The organism is uncultured Lactobacillus sp. (genome assembly GCF_945290125.1).
Classification (GTDB): domain Bacteria; phylum Bacillota; class Bacilli; order Lactobacillales; family Lactobacillaceae; genus Lactobacillus; species Lactobacillus rizhaonensis.
In genome coordinates this window covers 1-24,509 of record NZ_CALYQV010000020.1, presented here as the reverse complement: position 1 = coordinate 24,509, position 24,509 = coordinate 1, and the positions used below count along the sequence as shown (strand labels likewise).

At 35.6% G+C, this 24,509-nt stretch carries 30 protein-coding genes; 25 read left to right on the top strand and 5 right to left on the bottom strand.

Translation table 11 applies throughout. The annotated features are described in order from the left end of the window. Positions 1–180: 180 nt before the first annotated feature. From Q0K80_RS04955 to Q0K80_RS04945, 3 genes are all read right to left on the bottom strand, one after another. Positions 181–1,215: a linear amide C-N hydrolase gene (locus Q0K80_RS04955; RefSeq protein WP_294603815.1), complete on the bottom strand. Its 1,035-nt coding sequence runs from the start codon at positions 1,213–1,215 to the stop codon at positions 181–183. 181 nt (positions 1,216–1,396) lie between these two features. Next, positions 1,397–1,981: a DJ-1 family glyoxalase III gene (locus tag Q0K80_RS04950; protein ID WP_294603813.1), complete on the bottom strand. Its 585-nt coding sequence runs from the start codon at positions 1,979–1,981 to the stop codon at positions 1,397–1,399. 36 nt (positions 1,982–2,017) lie between these two features. Next, the gene (locus Q0K80_RS04945) at positions 2,018–2,674 is read right to left on the bottom strand and encodes an HAD family hydrolase (protein WP_294603837.1); all 657 of its coding nucleotides are present in this window, start codon (positions 2,672–2,674) and stop codon (positions 2,018–2,020) included. A gap of 262 nt (positions 2,675–2,936) precedes the next feature. Between Q0K80_RS04945 and Q0K80_RS04940 the strand changes: the two genes are divergently transcribed. The 13 genes from Q0K80_RS04940 (at position 2,937) to Q0K80_RS04880 (ending at position 13,393) form a co-directional block, all read left to right on the top strand. Continuing rightward, positions 2,937–3,215, top strand: coding sequence for an autorepressor SdpR family transcription factor (locus tag Q0K80_RS04940; RefSeq protein WP_034980372.1), 279 nt, complete (start codon positions 2,937–2,939; stop codon positions 3,213–3,215). Further along, positions 3,202–3,837 carry an SdpI family protein gene (locus Q0K80_RS04935; protein ID WP_294603810.1) on the top strand — a complete coding sequence of 212 codons (636 nt, stop codon included), beginning with the start codon at positions 3,202–3,204 and terminating at the stop codon, positions 3,835–3,837. The genes Q0K80_RS04940 and Q0K80_RS04935 overlap by 14 nt, the downstream gene beginning before the upstream one ends. A gap of 251 nt (positions 3,838–4,088) precedes the next feature. Continuing rightward, the gene (locus tag Q0K80_RS04930; protein ID WP_294603808.1) at positions 4,089–4,850 is read left to right on the top strand and encodes a sulfite exporter TauE/SafE family protein; all 762 of its coding nucleotides are present in this window, start codon (positions 4,089–4,091) and stop codon (positions 4,848–4,850) included. Between the two features lie 34 nt (positions 4,851–4,884). Beyond that, entirely contained in the window at positions 4,885–5,565 is a 681-nt protein-coding gene (locus Q0K80_RS04925; RefSeq protein WP_122037859.1) for a histidine phosphatase family protein, read from the top strand. Positions 5,566–5,615: 50 nt separating this feature from the next. After that, positions 5,616–6,500, top strand: coding sequence for a cation diffusion facilitator family transporter (locus Q0K80_RS04920; RefSeq protein WP_294603835.1), 885 nt, complete (start codon positions 5,616–5,618; stop codon positions 6,498–6,500). A gap of 14 nt (positions 6,501–6,514) precedes the next feature. After that, entirely contained in the window at positions 6,515–6,694 is a 180-nt protein-coding gene (locus Q0K80_RS04915) for a hypothetical protein (protein ID WP_294603833.1), read from the top strand. Position 6,695: 1 nt separating this feature from the next. Continuing rightward, on the top strand, positions 6,696–7,376 hold the full coding sequence (locus tag Q0K80_RS04910; protein ID WP_294603806.1) for a 2,3-bisphosphoglycerate-dependent phosphoglycerate mutase: 681 nt from the start codon (positions 6,696–6,698) through the stop codon (positions 7,374–7,376). Positions 7,377–7,461: 85 nt separating this feature from the next. Then, positions 7,462–8,397, top strand: coding sequence for an AAA family ATPase (locus Q0K80_RS04905; RefSeq protein ID WP_294603804.1), 936 nt, complete (start codon positions 7,462–7,464; stop codon positions 8,395–8,397). A gap of 139 nt (positions 8,398–8,536) precedes the next feature. Further along, positions 8,537–9,700, top strand: coding sequence for a galactokinase (locus Q0K80_RS04900; protein ID WP_294603802.1), 1,164 nt, complete (start codon positions 8,537–8,539; stop codon positions 9,698–9,700). Positions 9,701–9,715: 15 nt separating this feature from the next. Continuing rightward, the gene (gene galT, locus Q0K80_RS04895) at positions 9,716–11,194 is read left to right on the top strand and encodes a UDP-glucose--hexose-1-phosphate uridylyltransferase (RefSeq protein ID WP_294603800.1); all 1,479 of its coding nucleotides are present in this window, start codon (positions 9,716–9,718) and stop codon (positions 11,192–11,194) included. A gap of 169 nt (positions 11,195–11,363) precedes the next feature. Beyond that, positions 11,364–12,191, top strand: coding sequence for a hypothetical protein (locus tag Q0K80_RS04890; RefSeq protein ID WP_294603798.1), 828 nt, complete (start codon positions 11,364–11,366; stop codon positions 12,189–12,191). A 2-nt stretch (positions 12,192–12,193) separates the two neighbouring features. Then, entirely contained in the window at positions 12,194–12,778 is a 585-nt protein-coding gene (locus tag Q0K80_RS04885) for a hypothetical protein (RefSeq protein ID WP_294603797.1), read from the top strand. A 9-nt stretch (positions 12,779–12,787) separates the two neighbouring features. Further along, positions 12,788–13,393: an ATP-binding cassette domain-containing protein gene (locus tag Q0K80_RS04880; protein WP_122052722.1), complete on the top strand. Its 606-nt coding sequence runs from the start codon at positions 12,788–12,790 to the stop codon at positions 13,391–13,393. Between the two features lie 116 nt (positions 13,394–13,509). Here the strand turns inward: Q0K80_RS04880 and pepC are convergent, their stop codons facing one another. Together pepC and Q0K80_RS04870 are read right to left on the bottom strand one after the other, a co-directional pair. Beyond that, entirely contained in the window at positions 13,510–14,856 is a 1,347-nt protein-coding gene (pepC, locus tag Q0K80_RS04875; protein ID WP_294603794.1) for an aminopeptidase C, read from the bottom strand. A gap of 129 nt (positions 14,857–14,985) precedes the next feature. Further along, positions 14,986–15,300, bottom strand: coding sequence for a hypothetical protein (locus Q0K80_RS04870; RefSeq protein ID WP_294603792.1), 315 nt, complete (start codon positions 15,298–15,300; stop codon positions 14,986–14,988). 119 nt (positions 15,301–15,419) lie between these two features. On the opposite strand from Q0K80_RS04870, the gene Q0K80_RS04865 reads away from it, so the two are divergent. From Q0K80_RS04865 to rplK, 12 genes are all read left to right on the top strand, one after another. Further along, entirely contained in the window at positions 15,420–15,971 is a 552-nt protein-coding gene (locus Q0K80_RS04865; protein WP_294603790.1) for a dUTP diphosphatase, read from the top strand. Next, entirely contained in the window at positions 15,972–17,348 is a 1,377-nt protein-coding gene (radA, locus tag Q0K80_RS04860) for a DNA repair protein RadA (protein WP_294603788.1), read from the top strand. Positions 17,349–17,422: 74 nt separating this feature from the next. Then, the gene (gene gltX / locus Q0K80_RS04855) at positions 17,423–18,922 is read left to right on the top strand and encodes a glutamate--tRNA ligase (RefSeq protein WP_294603786.1); all 1,500 of its coding nucleotides are present in this window, start codon (positions 17,423–17,425) and stop codon (positions 18,920–18,922) included. 164 nt (positions 18,923–19,086) lie between these two features. Beyond that, on the top strand, positions 19,087–20,511 hold the full coding sequence (gene cysS, locus Q0K80_RS04850) for a cysteine--tRNA ligase (protein ID WP_294603784.1): 1,425 nt from the start codon (positions 19,087–19,089) through the stop codon (positions 20,509–20,511). Continuing rightward, on the top strand, positions 20,504–20,947 hold the full coding sequence (locus Q0K80_RS04845) for a ribonuclease III domain-containing protein (RefSeq protein WP_294603830.1): 444 nt from the start codon (positions 20,504–20,506) through the stop codon (positions 20,945–20,947). Before cysS ends, Q0K80_RS04845 begins: the two co-directional genes overlap by 8 nt. Next, a complete protein-coding gene (rlmB, locus tag Q0K80_RS04840) occupies positions 20,934–21,689 on the top strand; it encodes a 23S rRNA (guanosine(2251)-2'-O)-methyltransferase RlmB (protein ID WP_294603782.1) in 756 nt (251 codons plus the stop codon). The genes Q0K80_RS04845 and rlmB overlap by 14 nt, the downstream gene beginning before the upstream one ends. Before the next feature lie 212 nt (positions 21,690–21,901). Continuing rightward, on the top strand, positions 21,902–22,477 hold the full coding sequence (locus tag Q0K80_RS04835; protein WP_294603779.1) for a sigma-70 family RNA polymerase sigma factor: 576 nt from the start codon (positions 21,902–21,904) through the stop codon (positions 22,475–22,477). Positions 22,478–22,548: 71 nt separating this feature from the next. Beyond that, on the top strand, positions 22,549–22,767 hold the full coding sequence (locus tag Q0K80_RS04830; RefSeq protein WP_294603777.1) for a hypothetical protein: 219 nt from the start codon (positions 22,549–22,551) through the stop codon (positions 22,765–22,767). 191 nt (positions 22,768–22,958) lie between these two features. Continuing rightward, the gene (gene rpmG / locus Q0K80_RS04825) at positions 22,959–23,108 is read left to right on the top strand and encodes a 50S ribosomal protein L33 (RefSeq protein ID WP_110446375.1); all 150 of its coding nucleotides are present in this window, start codon (positions 22,959–22,961) and stop codon (positions 23,106–23,108) included. Positions 23,109–23,111: 3 nt separating this feature from the next. Continuing rightward, a complete protein-coding gene (gene secE / locus Q0K80_RS04820) occupies positions 23,112–23,282 on the top strand; it encodes a preprotein translocase subunit SecE (RefSeq protein ID WP_110446374.1) in 171 nt (56 codons plus the stop codon). 102 nt (positions 23,283–23,384) lie between these two features. Next, positions 23,385–23,933 carry a transcription termination/antitermination protein NusG gene (gene nusG / locus Q0K80_RS04815; RefSeq protein WP_038523578.1) on the top strand — a complete coding sequence of 183 codons (549 nt, stop codon included), beginning with the start codon at positions 23,385–23,387 and terminating at the stop codon, positions 23,931–23,933. A 126-nt stretch (positions 23,934–24,059) separates the two neighbouring features. After that, positions 24,060–24,485, top strand: a complete 426-nt coding sequence (gene rplK / locus Q0K80_RS04810) for a 50S ribosomal protein L11 (RefSeq protein WP_046325284.1) — start codon at positions 24,060–24,062, stop codon at positions 24,483–24,485. The last annotated feature ends 24 nt before the right edge of the window (positions 24,486–24,509 follow it).

The following is a 24,509-nucleotide window of genomic DNA, read 5'->3' as shown; positions in this document are numbered from 1 at the left end:
GGAAATACTCTAACCTAACTAAAAAGGCTGACAGATCACGTCAATAAAACGTTGATTTGTCGGTCTTTTTAAATTGTAAAATTTTTTAATTTAACTTCAAAGAGCCATTTTTCCCAGACTCATTTTGTTTCAAATAGAACAATTAAAAGACTAATGACTCAAATCAACTGGTAATAAATTTTAAGCTAGAGCTTTTTGTCTTTTAGTTTCTAATACTTTAAAGTCGTGTTGAATAGGTTGAGTGATTTTAGACGTTGTGTCAGGGTCCAGAACAAACTTGGTCATTGTTGGGCAGTCTTCGGGTTGAATATATAAACTTCTGTTGGAAACATCATATCCTGCCCAGTAACCAGAATAATCACATTTGTCTTCACCCTCGTGAAGATGTTCAAGTCCTCGTGGAATCATGACGGATTTAAAGACATTATATAATTGTGGAATTCCTTGATCAGAGTGGAATGGTGCTAGGAATTTAGAAATAAATGTGCCACGAACAAAACGTGATGGTGCAGTGTAATCACCGGGTAATCCCAACAGACCTGAACCACTTTCAATTTGTTTAATATCTAGTTGATCAGTAATTTGGTGATGGCCTAAGTTATGGTTAGTTAACTGCAAATAGTTACGCAGATTGTCAAGATGCCAAGGATATTCCGGACTATTGGTCATCACACCAATGCCATCATAAATTTTGAAGGCACCATTGTTAACTGGTTCTAAGATTACGCTTTTGCCGCTAGAATCACTAAAGGTATAATGCATTGGAATTGGAGTAGGGATGCCCGTGTCAGCATCTTCCCAATCAGGATAATTAGTTTTTTCCTGACCTAAATGTTTGAATGCTTCTTTAATTTCTACGATAGAACCAAAATTACTTAAAACATAGGCAACAACTTCTTCACCAATGATTGGCTTTAATCCGCGCTTTTTAAGATTTTCTACTGTATCCCAAGAGGCCTCTTCTAAAAATTGTGCATCTCCTACGATTCCAGCACTATTAATGCCATCGTTAAAGAAAAGCGAATCATTGACGTTGATACCCATAAATGGATATTTAGTCGTCCAACTTTGATGCAAACCCTTTAATTCATAATTTGCAGGAAATGTAGTCATTTTGCTATCTGCACTTGGTTTGAAAGGGTCGAAGGTAAAATCCATTGTCCGTCCCCAAAATACGTCCCCACTATCTGACTTGATTGCAATAGTTGTGCACATTTTAATACCTCCTGTTATTAAATTTTAAGTGTAATTTAATTCTATCATGTTTATTTAAAGCTAGGCAATTAAGTGCTTTGTTTCTTGTTTTGACTGAAAAAGTTAGTAAAGTATTGAATAATCATAATGGCAAAATAAAAGGGTGAAGCAGTTAAGCTTCACCTTTATTATTGATGTTAAATTATAAACTATCTTGAATATTTTCAGCCAGATAATTATAAAGCATTCCGGCTTTCAGATCCTTGGTGGCAATTCCGAGAGCTTCCGCAATTGCGTATGCAAATGCCCAGGCAGTTGCAGGACCACGACTGGTAATTACTTTGTGAACATTATCAGTAACAGTAATAGTTTCCTTGAAATGTCCGCTTGGGGCATCTTTTTTAGTTTGTTCTTCAAAACCAGGGTAGCAAGTATAATCAGCATCAGCTATAACACCGTAACGAGCCAGAGCAATGGGAGCGGCGCACATTGCCGCATCCCATTGGTTAGCGTTATGCCGTTTTATCATCAGATCTGCCAGTTTTTTATTATCACGTAAATTTTCTGCTCCGGTTGTTCCACCTGGAAGAGCTACTACGTCATAATCCAATAGACTATCGTCAACAGTTTTATCACAGGTAAGTTTGATATTGTGTGCACCATTTACAGTTGTACTAGTAAGCCCAACCATATCAGCTTGAATACCTAAGCGTCGTAATACATCAATAACGCTTAAACCTTCAACTTCTTCACAACCATCGGCAAAAAACACAGCTACTTTTTTCATTTGTTTTACCTCACAATTCTTATACTTTATTATAAACTAGCTTAATTCTAGGTAAAATAATAAATCACTTAATTTATTTAAATGTAAAGTTGGACGTGGACTAATTGGCATTTTTACTTTCTTGGGCGCTAGCCAAAGAGAATCCAGGTTAGCATTTTCGGCACCCTGAATTTCATCGACTAAGTTTGTCCCAATTACAAAACAAGTAGCTGGCGTCAGATTTTGCTGCTGCAATATTGTTGTCAAAACCTTCTTATCTGGAAACTTACATGCAAAATCGTCTTTAAAATAAACTGCGGAAAAATAATTTATTAGTTCTGTGCTCTGCATGCGGGATGAAACCACATCTTTTTTCTCTTTTGTCAGCAAAATCAAGTTAACTTTATTTTTCACTTCATCTAAAAAAGGCAATACATCTTTATTTAGCTGATCTTGTTTTTGTAACTGGTTATCAAAAGCGCCTTTCGCAGAAATCCAGTCATTTTTAAAAAATTCCTGCAAAGTTAATTTGATGCGCTCATCAAATCCTAGTAATTTAGTCTTTTCTTGTAATGAATTATATTGTATGCGCTCAGTTGGACCATATTCTCTGCCCGCCAACTTCAAAGTCTGCCTGAGTGCATTTTGTTCTGCAACTTTTTCGTTTAATAAGCTTCCTTCAAGAATAAAAATTAAAGTTTTATATTTTGCCAAGTGTACTTTTCCTTTCATTAACCAACCCTTTGCATTATAACGATTAGCTAAGCCAAATTAAAGACAAATATTCATGAACAAGTTTTTACTCATAATTTTCTGAGTTCTCGCACAGCCACCTAAGTTGTTTTATTATTTTTACTATAGTTTAAAAAATTGTAATTAATATATTAAAAATTATTGTATTTTACGAAAATTGTGATACTATTTAGACAAATACCTAATTAGATATTTGTCTAAATAGAAAGGAAAAGAAACTAATGTGAGTTTTGAGTCTAGTTTTAAGGCCTTATCAGATCCAGTGCGTCGCAAAATATTGCAGCTGTTAAAAAATGGACCAATGTCAGCAGGAGACATTGCTAATCATTTTAATATGACTAAAGCTACTATTTCCTACCATCTTAATATGCTGAAAAAGGCTGATTTAATTGAAGAAGAACATGAAAAAAACTTTATTTATTATTCGCTAAACACTTCTATTATAGAAGAAATTATGGGTTGGCTTGTTGATCTGAAAGGAGATCATGATGAAAAAGAATAGTATTCGTCAAACAGAATTATTCTCTCTTCTGCTAATCTTATTTCCAATTTTGACCGGAGCATTTTTATATAATCGTTTGCCGCAAAAAATGGCCACACACTTTGGGATGACTAATATGCCAAATGCTTTTAGCAATAAATTATGGGTCGTTATTGGTCTGCCTTTTTTGGGAATTATGCTTCAAGTAATGGTTTTTTTTATATTACACAATCAAAAAGAAACCAAAAATCTTGATTTTAAGATAGTTAATATTACCCTTTGGCTTGTTCCTGTTATTACTAATATCGTAAATCTGTCACTTTATGCCTATGCACTGGGTCATAAAGTAAAAGGCTCCTTTATACTTAGTGCTTTTTTGGGACTGTTTTTTATTATTTTTGGTAATTATCTGCCTAAAGTTAGTCCCAATTATGTCGTTGGCATTAAATTACCATGGACTTTGAATAATACGGAAAATTGGCGTAAAACACACAGATTAGCTGGATGGCTCTTTTTTATCAGCGGTATCGTCCTGCTTTTAACTTCTTATTGGGAAATGTATTGGATGATTATAGCTGTTACTATTTTGGTTATTTTGATTCCAACTTGTTACTCATATCTGTTGAGTAAGAAAGGGTATTAAGTAACTTAAGATACGAAAAGATGAATTTAAAACAAAATATTTATTTTAGAGAAGAATTGACTTTATTATCGACTAAAGTTAATTCTTTTTGTGTGCAAAAACTGTAATGTTTCAGTAATTATTAGTTAGACTCATTTGTTAAATTCAACTTCAGTATTAAATAGACAATTGGTCAGAATTAAAATACCTGCTTAAACTATTTTGCAAGAGCATTATAATAGAAATTAACGTTAAAGAGGGAGCTTAATTTAATGGCAGCTATTTTTTCAGTAATTTTTATTTTAATAGGAGGCGTAGCCAGTGGATTATTGTCTTCAGTAGCTTCAATGGCTTCTCTTGCTTCATATCCAGTACTATTAGCTGTTGGAATCCCACCAGTTTACGCTAATGTCACAAATGATGCTGCCTTAATTTGGACTAGTATAGGATCTACGATTTCTTCGACGAAAGAACTCAAAGGCCATTGGCGCCAAGTTGCTTTTTATGCTATATTCACTGTTGCTGGCTCCTTAATTGGTTGTCGCTTACTACTGGCTTTTCCCTCAAGTGTTTTTGAAAAAGTTGTACCTATTTTTATTGCTGGTTCTGGTGTTTTGGTAATTGTTTCGGGCAAACATCATAGTCTTGAACCACACAAGAGACCACTGTGGCAGGAGATTTTTTATATTGTTGCATTATTAGGGATGGGCATCTACACTGGGTATTTTGGAGCAGCTGGTGGAGTAATTGTGCTAGTTTTATTAACATATATAACTGATGAAAAGTTTATCGTCGTTAATGCAATTAAAAATGTGATCTGCGGTCTGGCAAATCTGGTAGCACTAATAGTCTTTATTTTTACCTCGCGAATATATTGGCTGCAGGCCATTCCTCTTGCTATCGGCATGTTCATTGGTGGTTATTTGGGGATGGACATTTTGCGCAAGGTTCCAGCCAAATATATCCGCATCTTTATTGCAACTTTAGCTTTTATTCAAGCTGGGTATTTCTTTTACAAGGCATATATGTTATAGTTTAAAACACGTTATAAAGGAAGGAGAATGCAAATTGGCAACAGAAATTTATTTTGTCCGCCACGGCGAAACAATGTTTAATCAGTTAAACAAGGTTCAAGGATGGTGTGATTCTCCCTTAACGGTTAAAGGAATTAATGATCTGAAGATTACTGCGCGAGCTTTAAGTCAAGTTCGTTTTGACAATATGTATTCTTCTGATTTAAAACGTGCAATTGATACAGTTCACTTGATGAAAGATGCGAATCAAGTTTCGGAAATCGGTAAAATTAAAAAATTACCCGAATTTCGAGAAGTATTTTTTGGCTCCTTTGAAGGTGATGATATTGAGGACACATGGAGACAGGTTGCACTAGCAGCAGGTGTTGGACCACAGACAGATGTAACTAAAATTATCAATCAAGTTGGTATTTATGAGTTTCGCGAAGCAACCAAAAAGGCCGATCCACGTCATTTAGCTGAAAATAAAAAAGAGCTGGACGAACGAATGGTGCGAGCTATTAATGTTCTTCATGAATTAACTAAAAATGAGAAGAGAGTTTTGTTAGTCTCCCATGGTGATTTTTTAAAAACCTTGGCTATTAAGTATTGGAACCAGAGTGACGGTCTTCACGATATTAATTTTCCCAATAATGGTAGTGTAACTCGGGGAATACTTCGTGAAGATGGCAATTTTGAAATTGTAGATTATAATGTAAATGCTGAAGATATGTAAAGTCCTGCTTAAAAGTAGGACTTTTTTCGCCCTTAAGCATTGAAAGGAAAATTATGAAGGATCACACTACAAAAAGATTTGCGTATGTAACTGGGTTGAATGTTGTTATTACGGTTGCTGAATTTATTGGCGGGTTTGTTTCGGGGTCTTTATCCTTATTATCAGACGCAGTTCATAATCTCAGTGATGTTGGTGCAATAATCATTTCATTCGTGGCTCACATTATCAGCAACAGGCGCAAAAATAAGAATAAAACTTTTGGTTATGAGCGAGCTGAAACTTTGGCTGCTTTTACCAATGGAATTATCTTGATATTAATCAGTATCGTCCTATTTATTGAAGCGATTGAAAGATTTTGGACACCAACCAAAATTAGTGGTGGCGTTATGCTTATCGTTTCCATTATTGGACTCGTGTCAAATGTAATTTCAATTCTCGTGATGAATCAAGGTGGCGAAAAAAACTTAAATGTGCGCTCTACATTTATGCATATGTTGAGTGATGCTCTTTCAAGCGTAGCAGTGGTAATAGGTGCTATTTTTATTTACTACTGGCATATTAGTTGGATTGATCCGTTAATGACCTTATTGGTTTCAGTTTTTGTGTTTCATGAAGCTTGTGAAATAACCGCCAAAGCAGCAAATGTCTTAATGGAATCCAATCCCGATATTGATTTGGAAGAAGTTAATAGAATTGTTTTATCGTTTCCAGAAATAAAAAACATTCATCATGTACATCTGTGGCGTTATAGCGATCGTTATATCATGCTTGATGCGCACGTTAATGTGGACCCTGATTTGACTGCTAGAAAGTTTGAATTACTGACTCAAAAAATTAGTGCAAAACTGCAAAAATTAGGCATTAATCATATTAATTTTCAAGTTGAATGTGAACGCGGAAAAAATGATAAAATGATTGTAACTGATCGTGAATAAGTAGGAGAAAGATAATTTTGAAAATCAGTATTTTTACTGCTGTTATCGTTTTGATAGTCGGCTTATATGATATTGCCTATGCTTATAACAGACGGTATCGCAATCATAATCATGGTGTAACTCCTTTTATGATACTAGGAATCATTTTTACTATTAGCGGTTTAGCTTTAATCATAATGCACTGGGTAAAGTAAAATGGTTAAGTTAGTATTGCTAAGACATGGTGAAAGTACAGCCAATAAGTCTAATGTGTATACTGGCTGGAATGATGTTGGTTTAACTGCTAAAGGACGAGAACAAGCTGAATCTGCAGGCAATTTAATTAAAGAAATTACCGATTTTAAGCCCACCCACATTCATACTTCTGTTTTAACTCGAGCAATTGTAACAGCAAATATAGTGGCCGATATTTGTCATTTTTTATATTTACCTCTTACTAAGACTTGGCGTTTAAACGAAAGGCATTATGGTAAATTACGTGGAATAAATAAAGATGAGTCACGCCAAATATTTGGTAAACAGCAAGTTTTAGAATGGCGGCGTGGCTTTTACGCTGTCCCTCCTTTGGGTGAAAAAGTGACTTCTAGACGCTATGCCAGTTGTGACATTCACCTCTTGCCAAGAGCTGAAAGTCTTTATCAAACGCAAAAGAGAGTATTACCTTATTATCAAAACAATATTGCCAGTAGGTTAAAAATGGGTGAGGATCAATTAATTGTAGCTCATGGCTCAAGTTTGCGCGCATTAATTAAAAAATTAGAGAATATCAATGATCACGATATTATCAAGCTTGAAGTGCCAAATGCAGAGCCAATAGTTTATACTTTTGATCAGCAATTAAGAATTATTGATAAAAAGATTTTACGCAGCTTTTAGTTCAATAGTAAGGAATTCTGCAATTATATGTTAAAATTTAATACGATATCATTTAAATTTTACATTTTTAGTTTGGAGTAGAGGCATGCGTAAAATATTTTTATTACGAGGCGCACCCGGCTCTGGTAAATCTTCATTTATTTCTCGTCATCACTTACAGCCATATGCAATTAGTCGTGATCAGATAAGATTGTTATTGGCGAATCTAACCTATTTTTATGAAGAAGAAACAGATTGCTTACATCAAGTTATTCCCCGTTATGCAAATGAGCAAACGGAAAAAGTGGTGGATTACCTCGTGGAAGAAAAAATGAAACGCGGCGAAACGGTTATTGTAGATAGTACTCATATTTTTACGGAAAATATTGAACATTATCAATCCTGGGTCGAGCGTTATCATTATGAGTTATTTGTCGTTGATTTGATGTATCATAAAACTTTGCGGAATTTATTAAATCGTAACGAAATTCGCAGACAATATGATTGGGTTAAGCCAAATGTGATTAAGGAAATGTTTTTATCATATCAAGATAACTTCGATGTGCCTGAGTGGGCGCATGTGATAAGCCCTAATCAGTTAGGCAAAGCACTATCGCAAAAGGAAAGTAATTTGGATCATTTTGCTCACGTCATTGCAATTCCTGATAAAGTTACGGAAGAAAACTTTCCTCGTGTACACATTTCCAATTTTTATTTTTCTTTTAACGATTTATTTACAGAAAAGTATGACACATATCGTAATGTAGTTACGATTGGTAAAACCAAGGATGAAGTTGTTAATCAGTTTCGCTTACCGTTTTTTGTATTTAAATTTCATCATAAACATTTTTTGATTTCTGCGTATCCGGTTAGAAATGAAATGCTTGATCCTATTAAAAAGGTTAAGAGTGTTTGGTCATATTCTACGGGGCTAGCTAATCCGGCTGATTTTTTGGAACTATTTCCCCAAAGCCGGCCGCAGCATGTGCATCAATTTAATTTATGTAAATTGCATCCAGATAGATTATTACATATTTGGTAATATCCTTGAAAAGAGTTTCGACAAAACGAAACTTTTTTTAATATTGAGAATTTATTTTCAAGCCTTGTTGGTAAATTATAATGAAGTATAATTTAATTGTCAGTATGTTGATAGCGCTTTTAAAAGGAAATGGATACAAATGAAAATTAAAGAACTCAAGCAAGAATTTAGTAATATTTATCACCAAAAACCAACCGACTGTTATTTTTCGCCTGGTAGAATTAACTTAATTGGTGAGCACACAGATTATAATAGAGGTCATGTATTCCCTTGTGCAATATCTTTAGGGATTTATGGTGCAGCCAGTCCCCGGACTGATGAAAGATTTTGTTTTTATTCTGCTAATTTTGCCGATATGGGAGTAGTAGAAACTGATATGCACCAGCTGCAGTTTGCCAAAGAAGATTCATGGGCAAACTATGCAAAAGGGATGCTTCATTTTATGTTCGAAAATGGTGCCAAGATTGATCATGGACTTAATATCTATATTAATGGCAATATTCCTGATGGAGCTGGATTGTCTTCGTCTGCAGCCTTAGAAATGTTAATTGGTATTTTATTGCAGGACCAGTTTAAATTAACTTTTTCTAAGTTAGAAATCGTCAAACTGGGAGTTAAAACTGAAAACGAATTTATTGGCGTCAATTCTGGCATTATGGATCAATATGCAGTTGCTATGAGTGAAAAAGATCACGCCATTCTGCTTGATACTGAAAAGGTGGAGTCTGAGCTAGTACCCCTTGATTTGAAGGATAATGTCATTGTTATTATGAATACTAACAAGAAAAGGACATTAGCAGACTCAAAATATAATGAGCGTAGAGCAGAATGCGAAAAGGGTCTGCACTTTTTACAGGAGAAACTGTCAATTCAGTCGCTGGGTGAATTGGATAGTTTAGTTTTTGATGAAAATAGTTACCTTTTACCAACAGAAAACCTGCTGAAACGCTGTCGTCACGCAGTCTGGGAAAATGAACGGACATTAAATGCTGAAAAAGCACTGCAAAAGGGTGATTTAAATGAATTTGGTCAATTAATGAATGCTTCACATGTATCTTTAGAGTATGACTATGAAGTGACGGGTAAAGAACTTGATACATTGGTACATACTGCCTGGAAGCAACCTGGAGTTTTGGGTGCAAGAATGACTGGTGCCGGTTTTGGTGGCTGTGCGATAGCTTTGGTTGCCAAAAATAAAGTTGAAGCTTTTGAAAAAAATGTCGCTGATATTTACCAAGAAAAGATTGGCTACTTACCTTCATTTTATATTGCAGAAACTGCTGATGGTACAAAAGTTTTATAATATTGGAAAGTTGAGATGGATAAAACGAATCTAATTGATAAATTTATTACGCAAGTTATTGCTCACAGCGATTTTACGGAACTTGATCGTATTTATTTGAGAAATAGAATTCTGGCCCTTGTTGGTGATGAGGCAAGAAAAGCAACAACCAGTAAGGAAGGCCTACTGGATCTTAAAGACGAGCTGATTCAGGTTGCCCAAATTTCAGGGAAGTGCTCAGCCAATAATTCCGCTAGAGATGTCCTAGATGCACAATTAATGAATTTGATTGTCCCTAGACCAAGTATTGTTAACCGCAATTTCTGGCAAACTTATGAGAGCTCACCACAAAAAGCAATTGCTGATTTTTACCAAATGGGTAAAGATAGTGATTATATTAAAACTAGAGCTATTGCAAAAAATATTTATTTTACAGCTGCAAGTAAATACGGCGACCTAGAAATTACGATTAATCTTTCCAAACCGGAAAAAGATCCCAAAGAAATTGCAGCAGCCAAGAATGCTAAAGTAAAGTCATACCCAAAGTGTCAGTTGTGTATGGAGAATGAGGGCTACCTCGGTCATGTAAATTATCCTGCGCGCACCAATCACCGTATCATTCGCTTTCATTTAGGAGATGAAACCTGGGGTTTTCAATATTCTCCTTATGCATATTTTAATGAGCACTGCATTTTCTTAGCGCCAAAGCATGAACCAATGGTAATAAATGAACAAACTTTTGCTAATTTACTGGAAATTGTGGCTAAATTTCCGGGCTATTTTGTTGGTAGCAATGCGGATTTGTCAATCGTAGGCGGTTCGATTTTAGCGCACGAACATTATCAGGGTGGCAAGCATCGCTTTCCGATGGAAAAAGCACCAATTGATAAAAAACTTAATTTTAAGGAATTTGATGATGTCGAAGCAGGTATTGTCAAGTGGCCTATGTCTGTGATCCGTTTACGTGGTCTAAATAAAAATAGCTTAATCAAATTAGCAAATAAAATTTTAATAAACTGGAGAAAATATAGTGATGAAAAAGTAGCAGTTCGGGCATTTACTAACAGCATACCTCACCATACTATTACCCCAATTGCACGTTTACATGAACAAACTTATGAACTTGATTTAGTCCTAAGAGACAATCAGACTTCAGATAAATATCCTGATGGAATTTTTCATCCCCATGCTGATGTACAACACATTAAAAAAGAAAATATCGGCTTAATTGAAGTAATGGGATTAGCGATTTTTCCGCCACGATTGAAGCCCGAGTTGCTTGAGGTAAAAAAGTTTTTGCTTAACCAGCCTAACAGTATTGCACCTATGCATCTTGAGTGGGCTAAGGAAATTAGCCGTAAGTATGAAGTCACTAATGCAAATGTAGATCAAATTCTGCAAAAAGAACTAGGTCTTGTTTTTGCTCGCGTTTTGGAAGACGCAGGAGTTTTCAAACAAACTTTAGAGGGCAAAGCAGCTTTTATGCGTTTTGTTAAGAAAGTAGGTCTATGTTAAGTTTTTAATTCTATTTAAGTAATCATATGAATAAAGGCAACAATAAGAGCATTTTTTAATAGGGAAAAATTAGTTTTTTTTTTAACTTTTTTCATACTATTTTAGTTTATAATTGATATTATACATGATATAGTTATTCAAAGATATATTTGTTAAGAAGACTTTGCTAATGCTAAAACGAACCCAAAAATTTATTCTTATTTTTCTAATTATTTATTTTCTTTTGATTACCTGGCAGTTTTTTATAGCCGCTAAATCTGAAGCAGGATCAATACCATTAAAGGGCAAAGCAGTTGAAATTTCGGTTATGTTTTTCTTTTCAATTCAACCGAATGGTTGGAACGAAAATATTATAAATTTAGTTATTTTGTTGGCCTTGGTACCTATCTTTGGAGCCGGTCTCTTAATCTATTTTAAAAATAATAATATGTTTAGCGCTGTCCAGCAAAGAGTCGGATATCATGGCTTTATCAAAGCAGGGATTATTAACTCCTTTATTATTGGGGTGGTATTTTCTTTATTAACTAATTTTTACCAGTTAGCATTAATTAATTTATTTTATTATCCATTTTTCTTTAAAACCAGACCTATAGAATTATACATTGGTGCCAGACCAGGATATTTTTCTACTAACCAGCTAATCGACTTATGTTCATACGTTACCTTAGCCGCTATAGGCTGGGGTATTTTTGCTATTTTAATTTTCAGTATTGGTCTTTTTGTATCAAAAAATAGTATTTACCTAGTTTTAGGACCGTGTGTAGGGATGGGTTTAACCTTATTGTCGATCATAATATCGCGGCTTGGCAATGAATTTTTGCTCTTCCTCTCGTATTTGTGGTTTCCATTTGCTGTACTTGCACCGGGACAGTTTGCGTTAGGATCTCGCTTGCCACCGATTAATTCATATTTGCTTTTTGTTTTGGTTGCATTGCTTTATCTGTTATTTGCTGCTTACTTAATCAAACTGTGGCAGCAGAAAAGAAAGCTGGACTAATTATGCGCTTAAAGCGAATATCTCGTAGGCTTGTTTTAAATGGTTTTATCGTATTTTTAATAGGACTAATGGGAAGCATTATACTTATAAAAACAGGTTCACCGGAAACCATGGAATTGCCAAACGAATACCTCAATTTTCACATGGTATCACTGTATTTGCAGCCAGCGGTCCTCTTGCTATTTTATAAGCAGATACTTACTTTTCGCAACATCAACGTGTTTGTGACGGTGCGAAAAAAGAATAAGTCGATGATCATGTACTTAATGGTACTGGCTACAATTTATTGTTTAATTTTTGTATTAGGTCTTTTTGTTCCGTATTTTTTTACTGATTACCCTTTATTTAAATTTGGTAATCCAATTGTGGGCATTGAACTCATACTACTACATGTCCTGGTTTTTTTGCTTCTACTTTGGCTGTTAGTCGGTGGCTATAACTGGCATAGGCCTTATTTATTATTGCTAATGGCGATAATCATAGATTTAATTTATCACTACTATATAGAAAAAAATATTTTAATAAATTATAGTCCCGTGTATGACGAGTTATATCGGGCTATCCATGAAATTTATGGTGGCTTTTAAGGAGAAATAATGTTAGAGCTTAAGCAGATAAAAAAGTCATTTGGTCAGAAGCTGGTTTTAAAAAGCGTATCTTTGACAGCTAAGCCAGGAGAACTAATTCATATTTCAGGTATTAACGGTTCTGGAAAGTCTACCATTTTTAAGATTATTACCGGCTTGTTAAAGGCTGACAGCGGTGAAATTAAGCTGGATGAAAATGATATTGTTGGGGCATTAATTGAAAATCCCAATTTTTTGGAATATGAGTCAGCCATGTCTAACCTTCATTTTCTGGCTAATCTTAACAAGCGCTTTAATGAGAAAGAAGTTAGGGATTTACTACAGTACTTTATGCTTGATCCTGACAATCCGGAACCCATAGTCAAGTATTCTGTTGGTATGAGGCAAAAGGTGGGCATCATCCAGGCTGTGATGGAAAACCAAAATATTATTTTGCTTGATGAGCCGACACGTGGAATTGATCAAGAGAGTATTGGCTTATTTGTAGCTATGCTTAAAAAATTAAGACAGCAAAATAAAATTATAGTGGTTGCCAGCCATGATCAAATTAATGAGCTTAAATATGATCGTCAATTTGTATTGAAGAAGGGAATACTGCGAGAAAAGCAAAAATAGCTTTAAGTACTTATTCAAAGCGTATAAAAAAGCATTGGGAAAACTGCTAGGTGATATAACCACTAAATTTCTCAATGCTTTTTAATATTTAAATTTTTTGAACGGAAATAATAACTTTATTTAAAAGCCAAAGCGCCCATTGGATCCCATGGTAATAATTGAATCGGATCTTTAGCTCCTTCATCAAAGGCTGTTCTTAAATCATCAGGTAAGAATTTCTTGTTAATAACTGCTTGGTAGACAAATTGGTCAAACCATGAGTCACTCATTACAAAATAGCCCTTAAAGCCTGGCTTTTCTCCCCATGAATTTTCAATCTTCCACTTAGTTGGCTTATCATCTACTAAGTCGACACCGGTAATAACCATAGCATGATCCATCATGCTTTCGCTAGAATCAAGTTTATCACCCTTAGACATTGAAAAATCAACGTCAAATAATTCATCACGTTTGTAAATATTGGTATCAAGCAAGCCTAGCTGTCTTTCTGAATCCTTACCAACATTTGAACCAAACCAAACAACTTCTCCGGCTTTCAGTTGTTTAATAATCAAGTCTTTCATTTCAGAAATTTTGACGTTAAGGTGACGTACTTGTCTGCCGCCAACAACATTACCTAAGTATTCAACTGAAAAGACTTTGTGATATGGCTTGTCATCAGTAGGAGAGTTAATGAGTGAAACATGATCTTCCAAGTTCATGCCTACAAATCTATCAAAGAATTCTTTAGGAGTAATACCGGCTTCACAGTGGTAATTACCATCATCATCTTTATATTCAAAGTCAAATTTCTTTGGTGGTACGCCTAATGAAATAGCTAAAATGCGGAAAACATCGTTTAAAAATTCATTTTTGCGTTGCTCAATCTCGTCTTCTGACTTACCTGCGTTGACTAAAGCACGTAGTTCTAAGCCATCTTTGCGCAACAGAGTGTTTAAAGTATCGTTTAAAGCGCCAGAATTGTTCGAATTGGCAGTTTCTGGGTAAACTGACTTAGGAACAATACCATACTTTTCAACTAATCCACATAACATGTCCCATTGACCACCATCTTGTTGCGGGGTTGCGAACAGGAAGCTGACTTTACGGTCACCGAGCGGTTTCTTTGCTGACGCAATAACATTTTCAAAGAAGAAGTTTGATTTTTCAAATTTGTCCCAAAAATTAGTGTAATTTTGGGATAATTCAAAATCCTTAATCTTATATTCTTTTTGTAATGGGTGTCGCATAGTATTTAATGCGGAAAACATCCAGCAGCGACCAGATTGCTTTTGATCAGCCGGTTTACCGGTATCAATTTCTACGGAAAAAGTAGGTGTTAAATCAATTTTTGATTGTAAATTTTGACTTGCCTTAAAAATGCCGTTTTCTTGAGCAGCATGACTGGCAATATTAATTCCAGCATGATTTGATAAATCATTTGTAAATTTGTCAATGGCTGCACTTGTAATTTCTTTTGTCATCTATATTAAAATCCTCCTTAAACAAACTAATACTATTTTAGCCTAACTAAATAAAGTAGTCTATCTTTGAAAATTTAATTATTGTTGAAAATATATTTGCTTTTGCTATATCTATTTAATCTGCAAAGTTTATATATTTTTGTTTGCTGGATTTGGTTTATGATACCAAATCGAATGAAATTCTGAATGCCTTTCGAAGTATTTAATAACTAAAGGGTCAAGTGGCCAAACAGGTAAGTGAGATTCTTGAGCAATAAACATTACTGTTGCCATTTGTTTGTGTAAAATCTTTTTACTGTCTATTTTGGGATTGATAAAGAAATGGTTCATTATCCAGACAGTAGCGTTTTTGCGCTTAATTTTGTCCATGGTCCAGCTGCATATAGTTTCGCCATTATCATCATCTTCGCGAAAAAACTGGTGTGGGTTATCTAAGTTAAACATTTATTCTTCCTTCAAACTTTAATATTTCGGCTAATTTTACCAAACTAATTATATAAGATTTTAAAACACAGCAGTAAATTAATGTAAAATAGTGTTTAAAGATTTTTAAAGGAGATAACATGGAGAAAATTCGGGGCTTTGAAATTGTATCTAAATATAAAAATAAAAATGTGGAATTACCTAGAAGACAAACAATTGCCAGTGCAGGCTATGATTTAGCAGCAGCAAAAGACGTTTTAATTCCCAGTATTTGGCGGCTTAATTTTGTGCGTATTTTTCGGTTAATTCGCAATGGTCATCAGCTATACGAACAAGACTATGAAATGGCCGAACATGTACTCAAGCCGTTTTTGATTCCGACAGGTGTAAAGGCTTATATGCCTGAAGATGAAGTGTTAATATTGGCTAACCGCTCTTCAAATACTTTTAAAAAAAATCTTTCTTTGCCAAATGGCGTGGGTGTCATCGATGCGGATTATTACAATAACGATGACAATGAAGGTGAAATTTTCGTGCAGTTAATTAATTATGGTGTTAGACCAATTCAGATTCACAAGGGGGATCGTATTGGTCAGGGAATTTTTGTGCATTATTTAAAAACCGACAATGACTTGCCTATTGATAGGCAAAGGGTAAGCGGTTTTGGCTCAACTAATAAGAAGGAAAGCTAAATGGCAAAACTTAAAACAAAATATAAGTGTCGTTCTTGCGGCTATATTTCTGCCAGCTATTTAGGACGCTGTCCTAATTGCGGTGCCTGGAATCAGTTTGAAAAGGAAACTGAAGCGGTGCAAAATCGTTCAACTAAAGGCAGTCCCAGTCGCTTGATTAAGAAAACTGGAATTAGTGAACCGGTTAAGCTGGAAAATGTTAAGGCTGAAAAAGAAGAACGCATTCAGACTAGTATGGAGGAATTGAACAGAGTTTTAGGTGGAGGAATTGTACCAGGATCCCTAGTCTTAATTGGCGGTGATCCAGGAATTGGCAAGTCGACTTTAATGTTGCAAATCATGAGTGAACTAGCCGGTAAATATAAGGTGCTGTATGTTTCCGGTGAAGAATCAGCTAATCAAATTAAGTTAAGAGCTGATCGCTTAGGACTGCTGGCAAATGATATGATGCTTTATCCAGAAACAGATATGGAAGATATTCGCCAGCAAATTGCTGATTTAGAACCTGACTTTGTTGTCATTGACTCAATTCAAACTATGAATGAGCCTAGTTTAGACTCAATGACAGGTTCAGCATCACAAGTAAGAGAAGTCACTAGTGAGTTAATGAAAATAGCAAAAATGGATGCTATTACCGTTTTTGTTATCGGACATGTTACAAAAGAAGGAGCAATTGCTGGCCCTAAAATTTTGGAACACATGGTTGATACTGTTCTTTATTTTGAAGGTGATGAACACCATGCCTACCGCATTTTGCACTCCGTTAAGAACAGATTTGGCGCAGCTAATGAAATTGGCATGTTTGAAATGGTTAATAATGGATTGAAAGAGGTTACTAATCCATCTGCCATTTTTTTGGATGAGCGTTTACCCCAGTCAACCGGTTCTGCTATTGTTGTTTCACTTGAAGGAACTCGTCCCATTTTGGCAGAAATTCAGGCATTGGTAACCCCTACTGCTTTTGGCTATGCTAAAAGAACCACGTCAGGTATTGATTATAACCGTGCTGGACTGCTTTTAGCGGTTTTGGAAAAACGGGGTAACTTAATGTTACAAAATCAGGATGTTTATTTAGCTGCTACTGGTGGAATACGTCTTAATGAACCGGCTGTAGATTTAGCTGTTGTCATGGCTATAGCGTCAAGCTATAAAAATCAGGAAATTTTGCCCACAGATTGTTTTGTAGGCGAAGTCGGTTTAACTGGTGAAGTAAGGCGAGTTAATCAAATAGATGCGCGAATTAAGGAGGCAGCAAAAACGGGGTTTAAGCGTATTTTTATTCCCAAACATAATATGCATAGCAGCCTGAAAAACGCAGATATTGAAATTATTCCGGTTTCAAGTATTCCACAAGCTTTAAAACTGGTTTTAGGCTAACGAATATTGAACTTTTTGACTATTACGGGTAAACTTAAATTGTTTATATTTACTTTTTGAAAGAGGCATGAATTTTGGCTAAACAAAAAATTCGGGTAAGGTATGCCCCAAGTCCAACGGGGCACTTACATATTGGCAATGCACGGACTGCGCTATTTAATTACTTGTTCGCGCGGCATAATAAGGGAACTTTCGTTTTAAGAATTGAGGATACGGACCAGAAACGTAATGTTGTAGGCGGTTCGCAGTCTCAAATGGAAAATTTACACTGGCTCGGCATCGACTGGGATGAGGGTCCTGATAAAGGTGGCGCTTATGGCCCTTACCGCCAATCTGAGCGTAAGGATATTTACAATAAATATATTAAACAGCTCATTGATGAGGGTAAAGCCTATTATTCTTATAAAACTGAAGAAGAGTTGGAAGAGCAGCGTGAAGAACAACGGGCAATGGGCATTGCCCCACATTATACCTACGAGTATGAGGGCATGACAGCTGCTGAAATTGCTCAAAAGCAAGAAGAAGCAGAGAAGAAGGGTTTAAAGCCGGTTGTTCGTATCCACATACCAGAAATGGAAACCTATTCTTGGGATGATATTGTTAAGGGACATCTAAGTTTCGAATCTGATACTATTGGCGGCGATTTTGTCATCCAAAAGCGTGATGGTATGCCAACTTATAACTTCGCTGTTGTTATTGATGATCACCTTATGGAAATCACCCATGTTTTGCGTGGAGATGATCACGTTTCAAACACACCAAAACAATTAGCAGTTTATGAGGCGTTAGGCTGGCAGCCACCAAAGTTTGGTCATATGACTTTGATTATTAATTCTGAAACTGGTAAGAAACTTTCTAAGCGTGATGAATCTGTTTTACAATTTATTGAGCAATATAGAGATCTAGGCTATCTTCCTGATGCAATGTTTAACTTTATTACTTTATTGGGCTGGTCTCCTGTGGGCGAAAGTGAAATTTTCAGTCAGCGAGAATTAATTAAGCAATTTGATCCTGCACGTTTGTCAAATTCTCCTGCTGCTTTTGACCAGAAAAAACTGGAGTGGATTAACAACCAGTATATTAAAAAAGCTGATCGGGACACGCTTTTGGATTTGGCGCTTAACAACTTGCAGGAAGCTGGTTTGGTTGAAAAAGATCCCAATCCAGAGAAGATGGAATGGGTAAGACAATTAGTCAATATTTATTCTGTACAAATGTCTTATACAAAACAAATTGTGGATCTGGCTAAGATTTTCTTTAACGCACCTAAAGATTTAAGTGAAAAAGAAATTACAGAAATTCGTCAAGATGAAGCTAGACCAGTAATTGAGGAATTTAAAAAGCAAATTGATTTAATTCCACGTTTTACTGCACCGCAAATTATGAATGCGGTACAGGCGACCCGTCAAGCAACTGGAATTAAGGGCAGACGTTTGTTTATGCCAATTAGAATTGCTACCACGAGATCAATGGTAGGACCAGGAATTGGCGAAGCGATGGAGCTCTTAGGTAAAAAACGCGTGTTAGATCATCTGGACTTAACATTAAAACAAATGAGCGAAAACGGCTTGTAAATAAAAGCAGCGTATTATTCCTTTATTGAACGAGTAATACGCTGTTTTAGTTTATATTTGAAAGAAATTTGGTTACATTAAGATTAAATCTTTTGCTTGTTAGGATTTGTCACGGTTTCTGGTAAAATGAGAATATAAGATTTTAGAAAGGCAAGTCAGCCGCTGTGAAAATTTATAATACTTTAACTAATACAAAGGAAGAATTTAAGCCGATAGTCCCGGGGCAAGTGACAATGTATGTTTGTGGACCAACGGTATATAATTACATTCATATTGGTAATGCCAGAAGCGTCATTGCTTTTGACACAATCAGACGTTATTTAGAATTTCGTGGGTTCAAAGTTAACTATGTGTCTAATTTTACGGATGTAGATGACAAGATGATCGCTGAAGCTCAGACTGAACATCTTACTGTATCCGATTTGGCTGCAAGATATATTAAAGCTTACCTTGCAGATATTGCTGCTTTAAATGTTGAGCCAGCTACTAAAAATCCTCGTGCTACACATGAAATCACTGTGATTATCAAATTTATCCAAAAACTGATTGATAAAGGATATGCCTATGAATCAGACGGGGATGTCTATTATCATGCCAGGAAGTTTAAGCACTATGGTCAACTTAGTAGTCAAAACATTTCCGAACTTGAAGAAGGGGCTTCTAAACATATTAATGCTGCAGAACAAGAGCGTAAAAAAGACCCGATTGATTTTGCCTTATGGAAAAAGCAAAAAAATTCGGATGAAATAGCTTGGAAATCACCTTGGGGAATGGGCCGTCCTGGTTGGCACATAGAATGTTCAGTTATGGCTATTAAATATTTGGGAGAAACTATTGATATTCATGGTGGGGGCCAGGATCTGGAATTTCCCCATCACGAAAATGAAATAGCACAAAGTGAAGCTGCGACTGGTAAAACTTTTGTTCATTATTGGATGCACAATGGCTTTGTGACAGTTGGAGCGGATGCTGAAAAGATGTCCAAATCACTGCACAATTTTGTGACAGTCCATGATTTACTACAAGAAGTAGATCCACAAGTATTACGCTTCTTTATGGCAAGTGTTCAATATCGTAGACAAATTAACTATTCAGCGGAAAATCTAAAACAGGCACAAATTATTTTACAGCGGTTCAAAAATACGTTTAATAACCTTGAATACCGACTAAAAGATGAATCAGATAGTGAAAAGTCAGAATCTTTGAACGCTAAAATTAAAGACACAGAGCAAAAATTTATCACAGCTATGGACGATGACTTTAATGTGCAGAATGCCTTAACTGCCATTTACGATTTATTACCAGAAATTAATGCTAATATTAATGCTAAAAATGCTGATAAAGATGCTCTTAAAAAAGCAGCTAAGCTTTTGACAAGCTGGCTGGCTATTTTCGGGATAGATGTACAGCGCTTAATTACCGCTGAAAATCAAAATGATGATGAGCAAGTTCAGCGATTAATTAAAAAACGTGAAGAAGCTCGTAAAAATAAAGATTGGGCACAAAGCGATGCACTGCGCGATGAGCTAAAACAAATGGGCATCACTATTGAAGATACACCGCAAGGAACAAGGTGGCTACGTGAATAAAACTAAAATAATGATAGAAAATAATGTTAATCCAGATACATTAAATGGGCAAACTTTAGCTTATCTCGGGGACGCTGTATATGAGATATTTATTAGGCGTCACCTAATAAAATGCGGCATTGTTAAACCTCAATCTTTACAAAGACGGGCAACCCATTACGTTTCGGCTAAGGCCCAGGCGGCATTAATTACAAAACTGCAAGACGATAATCTGCTGACAGAAGATGAGATTGCAACCTTTCATCGCGGAAGAAATTCAAAAACTTACACGAAAGCCAAAAACACCAGTTTAGCCACCTACCAATTATCTACAGGTTTTGAGGCAGTTTGGGGCTACTTGGAACTTTTAAACAAAAAAAGTCGTATTGAAGAATTAACAAAATGGTGTATTAAAACCGTTGAGAATGGGGGCATCGAAAAGTATGACTTCAAGTGATAAGGATTTTGTTTATGGTCGACATGCTGGGCTGGATTATTTAAGAACTCAAGATGCTGATCACATAAACAAGATTTTTTTGCAACAAGGAATAAAAGAAAACTTTGCTAATGAGGTTTTTGCCCTGTCTAAACAAAAAGGATTGGTTGTACAAACTGTTCCTAAAAGTAAATTGGATAAATTAGTCCAAGGTGAGAACCATCAAGGATTAGTTTTAACAGTTGCTAGTTTTGAGTATGCTGATTTGGAGCAGTTATTAGATCAATTTGCAAATACCAAAGAGGATCCATTTTTGTTAATGCTTGATTCAATTGAAGATCCACATAATTTAGGCTCTATTTTAAGAACAGCGGATGCAACTGGGGTGGATGCAGTTATCATTCCTAAAAGAAGAGCTACAGGTTTAACTTCTGTGGTTGCCAAAACCTCGACTGGTGCAATTGATTATGTCCCAGTGGCGCGAGTAAATAATCTTGTCCAAACTGCAAAGTTGCTTAAAAAGCGAGGCTACTGGCTTTTTGGTACTGACATGAAAGGTACAGATTATCGTCAATGGAATAGTAATGGTAAAACAGTTTTGGTTATTGGCAATGAAGGCAAAGGAATATCACGACTTCTTAAAGAACAGATGGACCAGATGTTGACTTTACCAATGGTCGGCCATGTACAATCACTTAACGCCAGTGTCGCTACAGGCGTTTTGCTTTATCAAATGCTTAATAGTAGGAAACCGCTCCCATAATTGCTTCTAACACTCTGGCTTGACCAGAGTGTTTTTCTATTGCAAAAATTTAAACAATACTTTTTTAATTTAATGCTGTTTTAACAAATTTAACTTTTTGTCATGGCTAAGTTAACACAAAAAAGTAGTTGCTGAATTTGAACCTAAGTTCGATATTTAGGATATTTTGGTTGTTGTATTCTTCAGGAAAATTTACCAAAAGGAGAAAGTAAATGAAGAATACTGAGGAAACAATTAAAAGTGAGGCGGAATTAATTCAGCAAATTAAAGAAGGCCATGATGAAGCGCTAATAAATTTGTGCCAGCTTTATAAACCTTTGATTAATAAAATTAAGAGTATATACCATGTTCGCTACTATGATAACCAGGATTGGGAGCAGGATGCACTGATTATTTGTCATGAGTCAGCAATTGGCTTTGACTTAAATAAAGGAAAATTCGGTAGCTATTATAAGACCCGACTTACCAATCATGCAAGATCTCTAGTTAGGTATGATAATGCTTATCGCAGACAAGCTTTGAAACAATCAATTTCTTTAGAAACGGCAAAGAAAAATCATATCCTGCCTTTAAATAAGTCTTTTGCCTCTATACCAGAAATACCTTTAAGTGAAAACATTGCTGTTTTAACGGAAAGATTATCAGATTTAGAAATCAATGCGCTGTTAGTGGGATTAGGCATTAAGGAACAAAAAGATGTAATCAAGAACTTAAAAATCAGCCAGCTAACTTTAACAAGAGCGCGGTCACGCCTTGTACAAAAAATGCGCCAAACATTGCTCAATTAGTATTTTTATAGTATACATTCAGAAAATGCGGTATAATTTTACTTGTAGAATTATTTTAGGAGGTAGTTAAGATGGCAGAAGAAGTTATGAAGACTGCATTGTTAGATCGTCACATGAAAGAAGTTTTTGACTGGAGTGATTCAGATCTTCCAGTTAGAGATGCTCTTTGGGATTATTTTATGGAAAAGAATGGTAAAGATACCATTAAGACAGAGGAAGCTATGCTTCCGTTCCTGAAAGACTCTGACGATAAAATCGAATCTTTCGTAAACGAAAATCTTAAGAAGTAAATCCGACTAATACAATATTCTACGCACAGTGGTCACGCAATTGTTTGACCACTATAAAGCAGTTGCTTGATTGAGCAACTGCTTTTGTTATATTTTTTAAAATTTGAACTTAATAAGTTTATAGGTAATTATTAAATTAATTGCTTAAGTAACTAATTTTTGCTAAAATACAATAGTTTGGAAGTGAGATTATGGCAGTGAAAAAAGCATCATTGGCCTGCAGTATTTGCGGCTCTCGTAATTACTCAATCACCGCAAGTAAAAATCGCACTCAGCGGCTTGAATTAAAAAAGTTTTGTAAACATTGCGGTAAAATGACTATACATAAGGAAACGAGGTAAGTTATGGTTAAATTTTTTAAAAGTGTAGTTGAAGAAATGCGTCTGGTTACTTGGCCAACAGCTAAACAAAATCGTCATGACACGGCAATCGTAATTGTATCCTCAATTTTGTTTGCGGCATATCTAGGTTTACTTGATCTATTGCTTACCAATATTACACAAATTGTTATGTAATAGCACAGTTTCTCTGTTTGTGGTACAATTAAACAAGTTATAAAAGTCCTCTGACGTAAGAGGCTTTTTTGTTTGCCAAAAATAAAAGGAGAATTACTAATAATGGTAGAAACAACTAAGAAGCAGTGGTATGTGCTTCACACATACTCAGGATATGAAGATAAGGTTAAATCGGATCTATTGTCACGTGCACAAAGTATGGGAATGCAAGACTATATCTTTCGCGTTATGGTTCCTGAGCAAGAAAAAATTGAAAAGGTAAATAATAAGAAAAAAGAAGTAGAAGAAAAAATCTTTCCAGGCTACGTTCTGGTAGAGATGGTAATGACTGATGAAAGTTGGTTTGTTGTCCGTAATACACCAAATGTTACCGGCTTTGTGGGTTCACATGGTGGTGGCTCGAAACCATCTCCTCTTTTAGAAGAAGAAGTAAACAGACTTTTACGCCAACAAGGTGAACCGGCGAAACGGCCACAGATTGATTTTGAAGTAGGGGAAACTGTGACGATTATTGATGGCGCTTTTAATGGTGTTGAAGGCAAAATTACTGAAATTCAGCCCGATAAATATAAATTATTTGTTTCGGTAGACATGTTTGGCCGCGCTACCACCACTGAGCTCGACTATGATCAAGTGAAGAAAATTAGCTAATAACAGGTCATTTATTGCAAAATTGCTAAATCGATGATACTATATTAAAGTACTTTTATTATTGTGGGAGGAAAAGTAGGTAACTTTTCCATTTTAACCACGCACGGAATCAAGGAGGTTTTGACCGTGGCAAAGAAAGTTGTAAATGTTGTTAAATTACAAATTCCAGCTGGTGCTGCAACACCAGCTCCACCAGTTGGTCCAGCTTTAGGTCAAGCAGGTATTAACATTGTTGGTTTTACTAAAGACTTCAATGCTAGAACAGCTGACCAAAAAGGCATGATAATTCCTGTAGTCATCACAGTATACGAAGATCGTTCATTCGATTTCGTAACTAAGACTCCACCAGCTCCAGTTCTTTTGAAACAAGCTGCTAAGATCGATAAGGCATCCGGTGAGCCTAATACCAAGAAGGTTGGTAAGGTCACTAAGGATCAAGTTAAGGAAATTGCTGAAACAAAAATGAAGGACCTTAACGCTGCTGATGTCGAAGCTGCTATGCGGATGATCGAAGGCACTGCCAGAAGCATGGGTATCGAAGTCGAAGACTAATCCTGTTATTTATAACAATTTAGG

Coding starts and splice junctions, on each gene's coding strand:
- Q0K80_RS04885 (WP_294603797.1), top strand. CDS start 12,194: ATGCGCTTAAAGCGAATATCTCGTAGGCTTGTTTTAAATGGTTTTATC.
- Q0K80_RS04890 (WP_294603798.1), top strand. CDS start 11,364: ATGCTAAAACGAACCCAAAAATTTATTCTTATTTTTCTAATTATTTAT.
- pepC (WP_294603794.1), bottom strand. CDS start 14,856: ATGACAAAAGAAATTACAAGTGCAGCCATTGACAAATTTACAAATGAT.
- Q0K80_RS04955 (WP_294603815.1), bottom strand. CDS start 1,215: ATGTGCACAACTATTGCAATCAAGTCAGATAGTGGGGACGTATTTTGG.
- Q0K80_RS04830 (WP_294603777.1), top strand. CDS start 22,549: ATGGCAGAAGAAGTTATGAAGACTGCATTGTTAGATCGTCACATGAAA.
- nusG (WP_038523578.1), top strand. CDS start 23,385: ATGGTAGAAACAACTAAGAAGCAGTGGTATGTGCTTCACACATACTCA.
- Q0K80_RS04835 (WP_294603779.1), top strand. CDS start 21,902: ATGAAGAATACTGAGGAAACAATTAAAAGTGAGGCGGAATTAATTCAG.
- Q0K80_RS04880 (WP_122052722.1), top strand. CDS start 12,788: ATGTTAGAGCTTAAGCAGATAAAAAAGTCATTTGGTCAGAAGCTGGTT.
- Q0K80_RS04870 (WP_294603792.1), bottom strand. CDS start 15,300: ATGTTTAACTTAGATAACCCACACCAGTTTTTTCGCGAAGATGATGAT.
- Q0K80_RS04950 (WP_294603813.1), bottom strand. CDS start 1,981: ATGAAAAAAGTAGCTGTGTTTTTTGCCGATGGTTGTGAAGAAGTTGAA.
- galT (WP_294603800.1), top strand. CDS start 9,716: ATGGATAAAACGAATCTAATTGATAAATTTATTACGCAAGTTATTGCT.
- Q0K80_RS04930 (WP_294603808.1), top strand. CDS start 4,089: ATGGCAGCTATTTTTTCAGTAATTTTTATTTTAATAGGAGGCGTAGCC.
- secE (WP_110446374.1), top strand. CDS start 23,112: ATGGTTAAATTTTTTAAAAGTGTAGTTGAAGAAATGCGTCTGGTTACT.
- rpmG (WP_110446375.1), top strand. CDS start 22,959: ATGGCAGTGAAAAAAGCATCATTGGCCTGCAGTATTTGCGGCTCTCGT.
- radA (WP_294603788.1), top strand. CDS start 15,972: ATGGCAAAACTTAAAACAAAATATAAGTGTCGTTCTTGCGGCTATATT.
- Q0K80_RS04935 (WP_294603810.1), top strand. CDS start 3,202: ATGAAAAAGAATAGTATTCGTCAAACAGAATTATTCTCTCTTCTGCTA.
- Q0K80_RS04905 (WP_294603804.1), top strand. CDS start 7,462: ATGCGTAAAATATTTTTATTACGAGGCGCACCCGGCTCTGGTAAATCT.
- Q0K80_RS04910 (WP_294603806.1), top strand. CDS start 6,696: ATGGTTAAGTTAGTATTGCTAAGACATGGTGAAAGTACAGCCAATAAG.
- Q0K80_RS04865 (WP_294603790.1), top strand. CDS start 15,420: ATGGAGAAAATTCGGGGCTTTGAAATTGTATCTAAATATAAAAATAAA.
- Q0K80_RS04900 (WP_294603802.1), top strand. CDS start 8,537: ATGAAAATTAAAGAACTCAAGCAAGAATTTAGTAATATTTATCACCAA.
- rlmB (WP_294603782.1), top strand. CDS start 20,934: ATGACTTCAAGTGATAAGGATTTTGTTTATGGTCGACATGCTGGGCTG.